The sequence below is a fragment of the Aquabacter sp. L1I39 genome (assembly GCF_017742835.1).
GTDB lineage: Bacteria > Pseudomonadota > Alphaproteobacteria > Rhizobiales > Xanthobacteraceae > L1I39.
In genome coordinates this window covers 595,352-608,295 of sequence record NZ_CP072392.1, presented here as the reverse complement: position 1 = coordinate 608,295, position 12,944 = coordinate 595,352, and the positions used below count along the sequence as shown (strand labels likewise).

Genomic DNA, 12,944 nt, shown 5'->3' with positions numbered 1-12,944 from the left:
GCTCTTCCTCGGCCGCAGCTTGTGCTAGAACTGGCGTGAATGGACCCATCCAGGAGGCAGAAATGCCCCAGACCCTGTTTCAGACCCGGCCCGCGCCCGCCGCGCGGGAGGCGGTCGCCGAGCGTTGGCAGGACACGGTCGACCCCGTCTGGTCGCGGCTGCGCAATGAGGCGGATGCGGCGATGGAAGCCGAGCCGGTGCTCGCCTCTTTCTTCGTCAGCGCAGTGCTCGGCCATGGCAGCCTTGAGGCGGTGATCGCCGAGCGGATCGCGGCGCGGCTTGATCATGCCGAACTGCCCTCGGCGGTGATCCGAGCGGCTTTTCATGAGGCTTGCGCGGGGGATAGCTCCATCCCGCAGGCGGTGCGGGCGGACATCATGGCGGTGGTGGATCGCGACCCGGCGGCCACCCGGACGCTGGATCCCGTCTTGTATTTCAAGGGCTTCCACGCCATCCAGACCCACCGATTGGCCAATTGGCTGTGGCGGCAGGGGCGCCGGGACTTCGCGCTCTATCTCCAGAGCCGCGCCTCCTCCGTCTTTGCGGTGGATATTCACCCCGCCGTGCCCATGGGACGTGGCATTTTCCTGGACCATGCCACCGGCCTGGTGGTGGGCGCCACCGCCGTGATCGAGGATGATGTCTCGATTCTTCAAGGGGTTACGCTCGGGGGCACCGGCAAGGAGCGTGGCGATCGCCACCCCAAGATCCGCCGGGGTGTGCTGATCGGGGCGGGCGCCAAGATCCTGGGCAATATCGAGGTGGGCCATTGCGCCCGCATCGCGGCGGGCTCCGTGGTGCTCAAGCCCGTGCCGCCGGCCACCACGGTTGCTGGCATCCCGGCCAAGGTGGTGGGGGAGGCGGGCTGTGCCGAGCCGGCCCGCGCCATGGACCAAATGTTCGACGACAACATCTTTGCTGGCGCCGATATCTGATGACCGGGCGGCTCCGGCCGCCCGTCGACCCCGGCCGCAGGCGCGGCCGATGTGACACTCCTGGAGGATGAAAGTTTGGATAAGACCGAGCTCGAGCGGGTACAGAGATACCTCAGAACACTGTTCGGCAACCCGCAGATCAAGGTTACCGCGCGTCCGAAGAAGAAGGATTCCGCCGAGGTCTATCTGGGCGATGAATTCATCGGCGTCCTGTTCAAGGACGAGGAGGACGGCGACCTGTCCTACAACTTCCAGATGGCCATCCTGGACACCGATCTGGATTGAGTGTCTGGCGGCGGCGCGGGTGCGCCGCCGCCTTCTGCCCCGCTGCTTGCTTTTCAGGCGGACGAATACGGGATACAGATTCGTGGCATACAAGATGCCGTTCTGGGGGCGCCCGTGCCATTCCTTCACATTGCCGGCGAGCGGTTCCGCTATGAGACCACCGGGCTCCGGAAGGGGCCAGCCCTGGTGCTCGCCCATTCGCTCGGCACCCGGCTGGAAATGTGGGACGCGCTCGTCCCCCATCTCGCCCACCGCCTCCATCTGATCCGCTTTGACGCCCGCGGCCACGGCCGGAGTGCGGCGCCGGATGCGGTCTATTCCATGGGGGATCTGGGCCGCGACCTCATCAACATCCTTGATGCCCTTGATGTGCCCCAGGCGCATCTGTGCGGGCTGTCGCTGGGCGGCATGGTCGGGCAGTGGATGGCGCTGAATGCGCCACAGCGGCTCAACCGCCTGGTGCTGGCCAACACCACCGCCCATGCCGGGCCGCACCGCCTGTGGGAAGGGCGCATCAAGGCGGTGCGCAAGGCGGGCACGGCGCCCATTGCCGATGCGGTGGTGGAGAGCTGGTTCACCCCCGCTTTCCGGCAGGCCACCCCCGCCGAGGTGGCGCGGGTCCGGACCATGGTCGCGGAGACTTCGGCGGCCGGCTATACGGGCACCAGTTGCGCCATGCGGGACATGGATTTCCGACATGACCTCAGCCATGTCGGGACGCCCACCTTGGTGGTGATCGGTGCGCAGGACCGTTCGACGCCGCCCGAATGGGGCGAGCTGATCGCGTCCCATATTCCCGGCGCGCAGAAGGTGGTGCTGGACACCGGCCACATGTCCGCCATCGAGGCGCCAGAGGCCTTCGCGGCGGCCCTCACGCGCTTCCTGGCCTGAAGCCCCCAGCCTCGCGGCGGTATCGAATTGTCATGGCGCCCCGATAGGCTTCAGATGCCGGGGGCGGGTTTGCGATCCGGAACGGGGCAGGGGTGACAGATGGCGCAGATGTCCAACGATCCGGCGCACGAAGCAGGCGACGGCGTGGCCGCGGGACGGGCGACCCTCGGGAATGGGGGGCATGACCGCGACGCGGACGGTCCCACCCCTGACGCACCGGGCCATGACGATCCTGGCCACGACCATGCTGGGCAGGATGCTTCCAGCCACCATCACCCGCGCCACAACGCGCGCCAAGACCACTCCGGCCACGCCCACGGCGCCCACGATCACGACCCTTCCCACGCCGGCCATTCCCATTCCGGCCATTCCCACGCGGCGCCGTCCTCGCTGCGGGCCTTCGCCATCGGCGCGTCGGTGAACCTGGCCTTCGTGGTGGTGGAAGCGGTGTTCGGGGTGCTGTCTGGTTCGCTGAGCCTATTGGCGGATGCCGGCCATAACCTGTCCGACGTGCTGGGCCTTGTGCTGGCCTGGGCGGCGGCGTGGCTGTCGCGGCGGCCACCCACGGATCGGCGCACCTTTGGCTTCGGGCGCTCGTCCATCCTGGCGGCGCTGGCAAATGCGCTGATCCTGATCGCCGGCACCGGCGGCATCATCTGGGAGGCGGTGACGCGCTTTGCCGATCCCGCCCCCATCCAGACGGGTGTCGTCATGGTGGTGGCCCTGATCGGCATCATCGTCAATTTCGGCACCGCCTTGCTGTTCATGGCGGACCGCAAGAAAGACCTGAATGTGCGCGGCGCCTTCGTCCACCTGGTGGCGGATGCGGCCATTTCGCTGGGCGTGGTGGTGGCGGCGGGGGTGATCGGGCTCACCGGCTGGCTGTGGCTGGACCCGCTGGTGTCCATTGGCATTTCGGTGGCGATCATCGCCGGCACATGGGGGCTGTTTCGCGACAGCTTCGACCTGGCGCTGGATGCGGTGCCCGCCAATGTGGATGGCCCGGCCGTTGCGGCCTATCTGAAGTCCCGCCCGGGAGTGGCCGAGGTGCATGACCTGCACATCTGGGCGCTCTCCACCACCGAGGTGGCCCTTACCGCCCATCTGGTGCGGCCCGGCGCCGCCCTGGACGACGCCTTTCTCATGGAAACCTGCGCCGAGCTGAAGGCCCGGTTCGACATTGGCCATGCGGCCTTGCAGGTGGAGGCGGGGGAGATGGCCTGCCCGCTCGCCTCGCCGCAGGTGGTGTGAGGCGGCGGGCTATGCCGCCGCGTCGCGATCAGGCGCGGACGATTTCCACCGGGCCGTGATCGTCGCAATGGTCGCCATGGGGATGGTGCAGGCGGCCATCCACCAGATAGTCCACATGGTCGCCATGGGGCACCGCCTCATGGCCGCAGCCGGGGCCGTGCACATGGCCGGGCTCGTGGCCGGTGCAGGGCTGGCCGCCGGTGCAGGCGTCGGGATTGGTGGCGCTGACCTCGATCACATGTTCGTCCACATGGTCCCCGTGGGGGTGATGCAGGTGGCCGTCATGCAGATAGTCCACATGGTCGCCATGCTTGATGGCGGTGTGGCCACAGCCGGGGCCGTGGGCATGGTCGTGGTTGGGGTGGATCTTGCAGGTCTCGCTCATGGCTTTCGTCCTCGCCTTCAATGATGTTCGCAGGCATGGTCGACGGCGCTGGTCACCAGAGTGAGCACATGATCGTCGGCCAGTTGGTAGATGATGGATTTGCCGCGCCGCTGGCGTCGCACCAGCCGCGCCGCGTGAAGCACCTTGAGCCGGGCGGACAAGGTGGTGAGTTTTTCTCCCATGGCTTCGGCGAGGTCGGACACGGAGGCCTCGCCCGCCGACAGAAGGATCAGCAGCCGCAGGCGCCCCGGTTCGGCGAGCGCGGCGAACATGCCGGCGGCCTCCTCGATTTGCGCTTCGGTCAGCGCCGTTTCCGCCGTTTCGTTCATGCATCATTCTATTGATTATTGGAATGTTGGAGTCAAGCGGCCGGCGCACAGATTTTCCGGTCCGGAGGACCGGCATGCGCAGACCGTGAGGGGAACGGGGGAGAGGCGTCAGCCGAACCAGAATCGCCGTGTGCCGGCGGCCAGCAGCAGCGCGCCGGCCACTGCAAGCCACAAGGCGTTCAGGCCCATATGGGGATAGAGCAGGGCGCCCGCGAAGGCGCCGCCTACCAGGCCGGACCAGAGGCCGAAATAAGACAGCCACGCCGTGCGGCTGCCGCCCATGAAGGCGGCGGCGATATGCTGGCCGAGCTTCACCAGCGTGCCGGTCATGTAGGTCAGCCCGATGCTCACCTCGCCATTGCGCTCGAACACGGTGTTCTCCACGCCCATGGCGAAGGCCATGGCCGCCACGGTGGCAAAGCCGAACTCCAGGGCATGCAGCGTGCCCGCCAGCGCCAGCATGGTGGCCACCAGCAGGAGGAGCACCGTGTGCCGGCGCCGGTGCAGCAGGCGCCCGGCGATCGTGCCCGTGACCACGCCGGAGACGAAGCTGGAGATGAGCCCGGCAGCGATGGCCCAGTGCAGCGATTCGCCCGCATTTTCGAGCCCGACGCCCACGCGCGTGGAATTGCCGCTCATGAACGAGACGAAGAAGCCGCCCAGTTCGATGAAGCCAAGGGCGTCCACGAAGCCGGCCAGGGCCGACAGGCAGACGGCAATGAAGCGCAGGTGAAGATCGTAGCGAAGCACAGGGGGCGGGTATCACACCGGGCGGGTGGAATGGAAGCGCGCCAGTGGGATGGTCGCAATGCGAAAACGGGGGATGGGGACGGGTTGGGATTGCAGGATACTCCTCCTGCAATCCAGGCGGTGGGGCGCCCGGCGGCTCGCGCGCTCCTCCGGGGGCTCACATCAGGCCTCACTTTCTGGCGTTACTCTTGGCCCTCTGCCGCCTGCGCCCGGTCCAGGATGACTTTCAGGAGGATGCGGGTGCGGGTCTGGTCGCGCACGTCGAGTTCGGTCACTCGGCGCAGGGCATCCGTGCCCTCGTCCAGCCGGTCGAGCCGCAGGAGCACATAGCCATAGGCCTGGAGCACGAACAGGAAGAAGCGCACCTGCGGCGCGTCGGAGGCGAAATCCGCATCGCCCGCGCGCACCTCCCGCCAGTCGGCGGGAATGTTGAGCCGGCGCGCGGCGGCGGCGAGCACGCGCTCGGCCTGCACGAGGGCGGTGGCGAAATCGTGCGTGTAGAGGGCATAGCGATAGCGAGCGATCATCACCGCCAGATGGTCGCCCGCGAGGCGTTCGGCCTCCGCCAGATGGCGCTCCGCCTCCTGCGGCCGCGCCCAGGCAAGGCCCGCCGCGCGGATGGCCCGTTCCGCCTCGGGCGCAAGGTCCTCGTGATAGCGCCCCTCCAGCCAGGCTTCCGCATTGGGCCGGCTGTCGGCGAACGCCGCGGGCGCGCTCACGCCACGCCCTCCGCCAGCGCCGCCACCACGCGGGCCCCCACCTGGTCGTGCGGGTCGAGGCGGGCGAGGGTGTCGAGCGCCGCCCGCGCCGCCTCCGGCTCGCCCCGCTTCAGGCGAATGAAGGCGAGGGCCTTCAGGGAATAGAGGGCGAAGCGCTCCGGGCCCTCCTGGCCCGGAAAGGCCGGCCACTTCAGCCAGTCCGGCGGCAGGCCCGCCTGGCGGGCGGCTTCGGCGATGGCGGCCTCCACGGCCTCCAGCGCCGCATCCCCGTCCCCGGCATAAGCATGAATCTTGTAGAGGCACAGATGCACGGGCAAAGCGTCGGGGGCTTCGGCCAGCGCCGCGCGGAACAGGGCCTCGGCGGCCGCCTTGTCGGTGCGATGGGCGCGCACGCCGGCCTGGAGCAGGGCGTCCACGGCCTCAGGCACCTGTCCGAAATCGATGAGGCGCTCCCCGTTCACGGGCGCTCTCAGGCGGCCGACGGGCCGGAGCAGGCGCTGCCGGCCGGATGGATGCAGGCCTCCGTCACCGGCTGGGCGCGGGGCGCAAGGCCGATGAGGGCGTCCAGCATCTCGCCATCCCAGCCCACAAGTCTCAGGCCGGAAATGTCCAGGAGCGGGCGGCGGATGAGGGGCGGGTCGGCGAGGAGCGCGGCCAGCGCGCCGGCTTCGTCATAGGCCTCCGGCACCACTTCCCCGCTCTTCACCTTCACCGCCGAGCGGTTGAACCAGTCCGCCGGCGGCAGGTCACCGAAAAAGGGGCGCAGGCTCTGCGCGCTCCAGGGGTGGGTGAAGAGGTCGCGCACCTCCAGCTCGTGGCCGGATGCCATGAGCAGCGCCCGTTGGCGGGCATTCCCGCCACATGTGGGCTTGCCATAGAAGACGATGTGCGCCACCCCCGCCTCCTATGCGTCCATCAGGATGTCGAGCGCGGTGCCCAGCGGCAGATCGAGCACGGCGATCCCCTGCTCGGCGAAGAAGCGGGCCTCGTTGCGGGTGAGAGAGGCCGCATCCACCACCGCGAAATGGGGGCCGCGCGAGCGCTTCATGATCTGCCGGGCATAGGTGCGCAGCATCTGGTCATGGAAGCGGCAGCCCAGGAACAGGAAGCCCCGGAAAGACCGGCGGTCGCGCACCACGGGCGGGATGGGCGACTGGATGTCGATCTCGGTCATCACCTCCACATAGTCGCTGTCCGCCACTAGGAAGTTCTGGGCGGGGGTCACCGCGCCGTGGGGCTTGTAGAGAATGGTGGTCCAGCTTTCCGCCGTGGCGTCGGGCACGAGGGTGCCGGCCGCGTCATAGGCGCGGGTCCAGATGTCCTGCGTGATGCCGGCCCGGGTGATGCCCTGGACCTCGCCGAAATCGGTCCGCCCGGTGCCCGCGAAGGCGGCGCGCATGGCGCCGTCATACCAGGTGTCCACAATCAGCGAGCTGGGCAGCCCCGCCAGATAGGACTGGAACGGGGAGGGGGAGAGCTTCGGGGCGAAGATCTCGCCCATCCAGGCGGTCAGCGTCTTGCGGTGGCGGCGCTGGTCGATGAACTGGGCCACCGCCCACATATTGGTGCGCATGCGCCCGGGGGCGGGATGGCGCTTGGAGAGTTCGGCGGCCAGCGCCTCGGGGGCCAGCGGCACGGTGCCGCCCGCCCCGCTTGCCGCCACCACGCCGGGGCCGAGATAGGGCACGAGGCGGTCGGCCTTCAGCCAGGCGGCCACGTCCTTCAGATGCGCCTGCGCGTCCGCCCCGGAGAGGATGGGGCCGGCGGCGGGGCGGATGGCGTCGGGGGCCGGAATGGGGGATGCGGACATGGGTCAGTCCTCCTCGCCGCCAATCTTGCGGGCGTTCACGGTGATGGGCAGGCGGGTGTCGGCGGGCATGTCGGGGAGCGTGAAGGTCCAGCCATTCTTCAGCTTCACCCAGCCGCCCCACAGCGCCGCATGCTCCTGGTCCACGATGGGCTCCTCCAAATCCTTCTTGGGCGCATAGGCGGAGAGCGCCCCGGCGGGCGTCTTGCGGATCATCAGCTTCACGGGAGGGCCTCCTCGGCCTTGGGGGCGGTCGTTTCGGCGGTGGGGGGCGGGTTGTCGAGGCTGACAAGTTCCTTGCCGCGCATGCCCACGATGGTGCCGCGCTCCACCCACTCCACCGCATAGATGTAGAATTGCTGGAGGAAGATGCCGATGTCGCGGACATAGCCGACATCGCCCTTGCGAACGAGATTCTCGCCGATCTCCTTCAAGGGATAGGTGCCGTCATTCTTCACATGCTTGGTGGAGCGCACCTTCTCGCCGGGGCGGAAGCGCGGTTCCTTGAAGATCTCCACGTCCTGCTCACGTCCGAGGCCCATGGCGTCCTCCCTCGTTTGCGAGGCGGCGCTGCGCCAGCTCGCGAATGGCTTCCACCTCGTCCTGCAAGAAGCCGTGCAGGTGCGGTGGATCGATGCGCTCGGCCACCGCGAAGCGCACCCGCATGTCGCCGTCGCGCGCCAGCACCGTGAGGCGGGCGGGCGGCAGGCGCTCGGCGACGGCGAGGCGCACCAGCGGGTCGGGATCGCCCGCCATGGTGGGCAGGTGCGCCGGCCCGATGCGGCGGGCCACCTCGCGGCGCACTTCGGCTTCCGGGTCGTGCAGCGCCATCACCAGGGCCGCCGGCGGCGCGCGGCGGGCGGCGGTGAGGCGCACATAATAGTCTTCGTCCGCCAGCATGGAGACGAGATCGCCCCCTTCCAGGCGGTGGGTGATGGCGATGCGCACCCGGCGGTCCGGGTCCTTGCGCATCTCCCGCGCCCGCGACAAAGGCAGGCGATAGGCCACCATGGTGCGCACTTCCGGCTCCGGGTCGTCCTTCAAAGAGCCGATGAGGAAGACGCTGGCATGCTTGGCGGCGAGCGTCCGGACCTCGAAATAGGGATGGGCCAGATAGCGGGCGGCAAGATCGGGATTGCGAGCGAAGAAACGATCGATGCGCTTGCCCCGCCGGTCGGCGACGCAGATCTTGCCAAGGTCGCAGCGCCCTTCCGCGTGGATGTCCTCATGAGGACAATCCTGGCAGCGCAAGGGGCGGCCTTGCCAGTCGAGCGCCTCGGGCCCGCTTTCGACGTCTTCCGCCGCTTCCCCGGCCATGCTCCGCCTTCCCCCGATTGTCAGATGTCACCGTCCGCGCCACAAGCCGGGTCAAGGGCGGCCATGGGCGGCCAAGGCCGCCAAGAGCGGCCAAGGGCAGATGGCGGCGCTTGGCCCGCCGCGCGTGGCTCAGCTGGCCGGGACGCAGGTGTTGGGCACCGGGCAGACGGCGGCGCACTGGGGCTCGTCGAACTGGCCTTCGCACTCGGTGCACTTCTTGGGGTCGATGATGTAGGTGTCGCCCTTCATGCGGATGGCCGCGTTGGGGCACTCGAATTCGCAGGCGCCGCAGACGGTGCACTGGGACACGATGATCTTGAGAGACATGGTCTTTTCCCTTCGCTGGTCATGAGGCCGCATGCGCGGCCGGGAATGGGCGCTCTCCTCAGGCGGAGAGCGCGAGCTTCTGGTCGGTGACGGTGCGGCCGAATTCGCGGGCATAGAGGGCGCCGATGGCCGCCTCGATATATTCGAGGGCATAGTCATCGGTGGCGCGGATGCCGGCGGCGGTGAGCGCGTCCTTGGGGCAGTCGCCGATCTTGGCGCACAGCACCACTTCCACCCCTTCCAGCGCTGCGATCACGCCGTCCAGCGTCGCATCCTCGCCGAAGCCGCCCATGCAGTAATTGTCCACCTTGCGGTGGCCGACGAACTGGATGCCCTTGGGGGTGGCCTCATAGACCTGGAATTCCTTGGCGTGGCCGAAATGCTCGTTCACCCGCCCGCCGCCCTTGGTGGCCACCGCCACCAGCAGCGTGCCGTCGGTCTCCATGGCCCGGATCTCGGAATTGATCTCCTGCTTCTTGGCCACGTGATCGCCGCGCTCGCTCGCCACCACCTCGCGATAGGCGGCGCGCTTGGCCGGGTCGTAGGTGACGAATTCGGGGATCTGGTCGAGGGTGAATTCCTGGCCCCGGTCCTCGCCGAGCAGCCCGACCGCGTCCGCCCGACACTGGCGGCAATGGCGCATGAGCTTGGCGCCGCCTTCCAGCTTGTCCTGCAGCGCCTTCAGCTCCATGGCGGTGGGGCCGCGCTGGCCGGTGAGGCCGTAATGGGTGCCGTGCTCGGCGGCCGAGATCAGGGGCATGACATTGTGGAGGAAGGCGCCGCGCTCCTTCACCCACTTGTTCACCTCCAGGAGGTGCTCGTCATTGACGCCGGGGATCATGACCGAGTTGACCTTCACCAGAATGCCGCGGTCGCGCAGCATTTCCAGGCTCAGCATCTGCCGCTCATGCAGGATCTTGGAGGCCTCATAGCCGGTATAGCGCTTGTGATTGTGGAAGATCCACGGATAGATCTTCGTACCCACTTCCGGATCCACCATGTTGATGGTGACCGTGACGTGGTCGATATTCATCTCCGCGATTTCGTCCACATGGTCCGGCAAGGCGAGACCATTGGTGGAGAGGCAGAGCTTGACGTCGGGAATTTCCTTGTAGACCGCCTCGAAGGTGGCCTTGGTCTTCTTCCAGTCGTAGCAGCTGTCGCCGGGGCCGGCGATGCCGAGCACGGAGAATTGCGGCACCTCGTTCGCCACCGCCACCACCTTGCGCATGGCCTGGTCGGGGGTCAGCTTTTCCGAGACGACGCCGGGGCGACTCTCATTGGCGCAGTCATATTTGCGATTGCAGTAATTGCACTGGATGTTGCAGGCCGGAGCCACCGCCACATGCATGCGGGCGAAGTAATGGTGCGCCTCTTCCGAGTAACAGGGATGGTCCTTGATCCTGTCCCAGACATCCTGGGGCAGATCGTCGGGCTTGGCCGAGGACCCGCAGGAGGAGGACGAGCAACCGCCTCCTTCCAGCTTGGCGCGCATCTCCTCAACGGAGACCGGGGAGGCGATCAATTTGTCCAGGGAAAACATGGGTGCGGACATGAGAAGCACTCCGGCATGAAATCTGGAATTGCTCTCGCAAGCGCCATGCCATGGGGTAAGGCATTGAAAATAAAAGGCCTGTCGGAGAGGTGTCGGGCCTTTGTCGGCCCATTGTCCGGCTTTGTCCGCCGTCGCCTGTCGCATGTGCGACAGGCCCGTCGCGGGACTGTCGGAAGGGGGCGGACGATGCCGCAGCTTGCCCTCAAGACGCCACTGCCCCCGCGCCTTGTGTGACGCGGGGGCAGTGGTCCAATGGCGTTATGATCGCGCTGAGGAGGACAGCGCGCGGGGCATAAAACCCCATCTCCGCCGTCATGGACGGGCGCGTTCCGGTCCTCCGCGGGGATTGGCCGGGCACAGGCTTTTCTGCGCCGATCCAGCACTTGGCCGTGGATGCGCGGGACAAGCCCGCGCATGACGGTTGCGACTGGGCCGGGCGGCACGCCCAAACCGCACGCCTCGACCGTCAGAACTTCTTGATGTCGATGTCGTGCTTGCGCAGGGCGTAGCCCACCTGGCGGGGGGTGAGGTTGAGGATGCGGGCGGCCTTCGCCTGCACCCAGCCGGCCCGTTCCATGGCCTGGAGCAATTGCTCGCGCTCGGAGAGGCGGGGCGGCACCACCGGGCAGGCATCGGCGCCGGGACAGGCGGCGGGCGGGGCGGTGTGAACGGGCGCCTCGGCGGAGAGCGGCACCACGGGGGAAGCCGGGGCGGACGGGTTTTGGGACAAAGGCGGGGGCTGCAGCGGCTGGGGCACGCCCACGTTCTGTGTCGCCTTGGGGGCACTGCCCTTCCACAGGATGGCGGAGAGGCACTGCCCGCTGTCGCAGGCGAAGTCATGGGGCACGATCACATCGTCCTCCGCCAAGGTGGCGGTGCGCCGGACGCAGTTTTCCAGCTCGCGCACATTGCCGGGGAAGTAACACTTCTTCAGCACTTCCAGGGATTGCGGCGAGAGCTGCATGTGGCGCTGGTTCTCGCGGTTGAAGCGCTCCAGAAAGGCGCGGGCGAGCTTCGGGATGTCGCCGGTGCGCTCGCGCAAGGGCGGCAGGATGAGCGGCACCACATTGATGCGGTAATAGAGGTCGGCGCGGAATTCTCCCTTGGCCACCGCGTCTTCCAGATTCTTGTTGGTGGCGCACACCAGCCGCACATCCACTTTCAGCGTGCGGTTTCCGCCCACGCGCTCGAACTCGCCTTCCTGCAAAACGCGCAGCAGCTTGGCCTGGAAGGCGGCGGAGATTTCGCCGATCTCGTCCAGGAAGAGCGTGCCGCCATGGGCCAGCTCAAAGCGCCCCTGCCGGGCATTCAGCGCGCCGGTGAAGGCGCCCTTCTCATGGCCGAAAAGCTCGGATTCCAGCACCGTCTCGGGAAGCGCGGCGCAATTGACCTTGATGAAGGGCTTGTCCTTGCGGGGCGACAATTCGTGGATGGCGCGGGCGAACAATTCCTTTCCGGTGCCGCTTTCCCCGCGCAGCAGCACGGTGGAATTGGAGCGCGCCACGATCTTGGCGGTGGCGATCAGGCGCTTCACCGACATGCTGTCGCCGAGGATGCCGGTGGCCGGCAATTCGGGGAAATGGTCTTCCTTCTCCCCGCCCAGGGCCTTTTCCAGGCGATGGGTCTGGGCGATCAGGCGGTCGCGGTCGCCCGCCACCATTTCGTGCAGGCGCACCGTCTGGCCCACCAGGTTCGCCACCATGGTCAGGAAGCGCACATCCTCGTCGAAGCGGAAGCGCGCGGTGCCGTCCCAGACCCGGTCGATGGAGAGCGTGCCGATGACCCGCGTGTCCGCCTTGATGGGCACGCCGATGAAGGACACGGTCGCCTCCTCGGCGGGGGCGAACAGATCCTCATGGCCCTCGAACAAAGCATGCGCGCTCACGTCCTGCACCACCAGAGGGGTGGCGGTGGCGACGATCTGGTCGATGGCCTTCTGCGGCACGCGCGAGCGGATGTGCTGGGCGATCTGGGGCGTCCAGCCGGTGGTGGCCACCATGTCCGGCTCGCCCTGCCGGTCCAGGATGACGATCATCCCGTGCCGCATCTGGAGCATGGAGGACAGGACGTTCACCACATTGGCGAGCGTCAGCTCCAGCCGCCGGGCGGCGGTCAGGATCTTTGAAATCTCATAGATGCCGATCAGCGCCACCTCGGGCGAGGTGCCCCTGGATGCGGCGGACGGGCGCGGCGCGGCGACGGGCGCCGGCTGCGGTGCTGCGGCCTTCCCTTCGCCGGCCCGTACGGGGGCTGGCGGGACAAGCGGACTGGTCATGACTGTCCTGGCACTGCCGGAATTGGCGTTGGTCGGCCCGTTGGCCGAACCCCGAGGGACGCGTACCTGGTAGAAGTCCGTCATGGCGTGCTCCTCACCGCGCACGGGTGTCGGAAAC

The 12,944-nt window shown here is 67.8% G+C and carries 17 protein-coding genes; 4 read left to right on the top strand and 13 right to left on the bottom strand.

Annotated features, from left to right (window positions below; genetic code table 11):
• The first annotated feature begins 62 nt into the window (after positions 1-62).
• The 4 genes from cysE (at position 63) to J5J86_RS02745 (ending at position 3,362) form a co-directional block, all read left to right on the top strand.
• Positions 63-935, top strand: a complete 873-nt coding sequence (gene cysE, locus J5J86_RS02760) for a serine O-acetyltransferase (protein WP_209103383.1) — start codon at positions 63-65, stop codon at positions 933-935.
• 75 nt (positions 936-1,010) lie between these two features.
• A complete protein-coding gene (locus tag J5J86_RS02755; protein WP_209103382.1) occupies positions 1,011-1,220 on the top strand; it encodes a DUF3126 family protein in 210 nt (69 codons plus the stop codon).
• 114 nt (positions 1,221-1,334) lie between these two features.
• Entirely contained in the window at positions 1,335-2,111 is a 777-nt protein-coding gene (gene pcaD, locus J5J86_RS02750) for a 3-oxoadipate enol-lactonase (protein ID WP_209103381.1), read from the top strand.
• Between the two features lie 99 nt (positions 2,112-2,210).
• Positions 2,211-3,362: a cation diffusion facilitator family transporter gene (locus J5J86_RS02745; protein WP_247657944.1), complete on the top strand. Its 1,152-nt coding sequence runs from the start codon at positions 2,211-2,213 to the stop codon at positions 3,360-3,362.
• Positions 3,363-3,390: 28 nt separating this feature from the next.
• On the opposite strand, the gene J5J86_RS24390 is transcribed toward J5J86_RS02745, so the two are convergent.
• From J5J86_RS24390 to nifA, 13 genes are all read right to left on the bottom strand, one after another.
• The gene (locus tag J5J86_RS24390; RefSeq protein WP_247657941.1) at positions 3,391-3,747 is read right to left on the bottom strand and encodes a hypothetical protein; all 357 of its coding nucleotides are present in this window, start codon (positions 3,745-3,747) and stop codon (positions 3,391-3,393) included.
• Between the two features lie 17 nt (positions 3,748-3,764).
• Positions 3,765-4,076, bottom strand: coding sequence for an ArsR/SmtB family transcription factor (locus J5J86_RS24385; RefSeq protein ID WP_247657940.1), 312 nt, complete (start codon positions 4,074-4,076; stop codon positions 3,765-3,767).
• A 108-nt stretch (positions 4,077-4,184) separates the two neighbouring features.
• Positions 4,185-4,826, bottom strand: coding sequence for a YoaK family protein (locus J5J86_RS02735; RefSeq protein WP_209103380.1), 642 nt, complete (start codon positions 4,824-4,826; stop codon positions 4,185-4,187).
• A gap of 182 nt (positions 4,827-5,008) precedes the next feature.
• Positions 5,009-5,545, bottom strand: a complete 537-nt coding sequence (locus J5J86_RS02730) for a hypothetical protein (RefSeq protein WP_209103379.1) — start codon at positions 5,543-5,545, stop codon at positions 5,009-5,011.
• Positions 5,542-6,006: a hypothetical protein gene (locus tag J5J86_RS02725; protein WP_247657938.1), complete on the bottom strand. Its 465-nt coding sequence runs from the start codon at positions 6,004-6,006 to the stop codon at positions 5,542-5,544. Before J5J86_RS02725 ends, J5J86_RS02730 begins: the two co-directional genes overlap by 4 nt.
• A gap of 8 nt (positions 6,007-6,014) precedes the next feature.
• Positions 6,015-6,440, bottom strand: coding sequence for a hypothetical protein (locus J5J86_RS02720; RefSeq protein WP_209103378.1), 426 nt, complete (start codon positions 6,438-6,440; stop codon positions 6,015-6,017).
• A 9-nt stretch (positions 6,441-6,449) separates the two neighbouring features.
• Positions 6,450-7,355 carry an SIR2 family NAD-dependent protein deacylase gene (locus J5J86_RS02715; protein WP_209103377.1) on the bottom strand — a complete coding sequence of 302 codons (906 nt, stop codon included), beginning with the start codon at positions 7,353-7,355 and terminating at the stop codon, positions 6,450-6,452.
• Positions 7,356-7,358: 3 nt separating this feature from the next.
• The gene (gene nifT, locus J5J86_RS02710) at positions 7,359-7,577 is read right to left on the bottom strand and encodes a putative nitrogen fixation protein NifT (RefSeq protein ID WP_209103376.1); all 219 of its coding nucleotides are present in this window, start codon (positions 7,575-7,577) and stop codon (positions 7,359-7,361) included.
• The gene (locus J5J86_RS02705; RefSeq protein WP_209103375.1) at positions 7,574-7,894 is read right to left on the bottom strand and encodes a nitrogen fixation protein NifZ; all 321 of its coding nucleotides are present in this window, start codon (positions 7,892-7,894) and stop codon (positions 7,574-7,576) included. The genes nifT and J5J86_RS02705 overlap by 4 nt, the downstream gene beginning before the upstream one ends.
• Positions 7,878-8,669, bottom strand: coding sequence for a 4Fe4S-binding leucine-rich repeat protein (locus J5J86_RS02700; protein ID WP_209103374.1), 792 nt, complete (start codon positions 8,667-8,669; stop codon positions 7,878-7,880). Before J5J86_RS02700 ends, J5J86_RS02705 begins: the two co-directional genes overlap by 17 nt.
• A 129-nt stretch (positions 8,670-8,798) precedes the next feature.
• Complete coding sequence (locus J5J86_RS02695; RefSeq protein ID WP_209103373.1) at positions 8,799-8,996, bottom strand: 4Fe-4S dicluster domain-containing protein; 198 nt, start codon at positions 8,994-8,996, stop codon at positions 8,799-8,801.
• 58 nt (positions 8,997-9,054) lie between these two features.
• Complete coding sequence (gene nifB, locus J5J86_RS02690; RefSeq protein ID WP_209103372.1) at positions 9,055-10,551, bottom strand: nitrogenase cofactor biosynthesis protein NifB; 1,497 nt, start codon at positions 10,549-10,551, stop codon at positions 9,055-9,057.
• Positions 10,552-11,017: 466 nt separating this feature from the next.
• Entirely contained in the window at positions 11,018-12,826 is a 1,809-nt protein-coding gene (gene nifA, locus J5J86_RS02685; protein ID WP_209105202.1) for a nif-specific transcriptional activator NifA, read from the bottom strand.
• Positions 12,827-12,944 lie beyond the last annotated feature (118 nt).

Coding starts and splice junctions, on each gene's coding strand:
- cysE (WP_209103383.1), top strand. CDS start 63: ATGCCCCAGACCCTGTTTCAGACCCGGCCCGCGCCCGCCGCGCGGGAG.
- nifB (WP_209103372.1), bottom strand. CDS start 10,551: ATGTCCGCACCCATGTTTTCCCTGGACAAATTGATCGCCTCCCCGGTC.
- nifA (WP_209105202.1), bottom strand. CDS start 12,826: ATGACCAGTCCGCTTGTCCCGCCAGCCCCCGTACGGGCCGGCGAAGGG.
- J5J86_RS02705 (WP_209103375.1), bottom strand. CDS start 7,894: ATGGGCCTCGGACGTGAGCAGGACGTGGAGATCTTCAAGGAACCGCGC.
- J5J86_RS24390 (WP_247657941.1), bottom strand. CDS start 3,747: ATGAGCGAGACCTGCAAGATCCACCCCAACCACGACCATGCCCACGGC.
- J5J86_RS02700 (WP_209103374.1), bottom strand. CDS start 8,669: ATGGCCGGGGAAGCGGCGGAAGACGTCGAAAGCGGGCCCGAGGCGCTC.
- J5J86_RS02715 (WP_209103377.1), bottom strand. CDS start 7,355: ATGTCCGCATCCCCCATTCCGGCCCCCGACGCCATCCGCCCCGCCGCC.
- J5J86_RS24385 (WP_247657940.1), bottom strand. CDS start 4,076: ATGAACGAAACGGCGGAAACGGCGCTGACCGAAGCGCAAATCGAGGAG.
- J5J86_RS02745 (WP_247657944.1), top strand. CDS start 2,211: ATGGCGCAGATGTCCAACGATCCGGCGCACGAAGCAGGCGACGGCGTG.
- J5J86_RS02695 (WP_209103373.1), bottom strand. CDS start 8,996: ATGTCTCTCAAGATCATCGTGTCCCAGTGCACCGTCTGCGGCGCCTGC.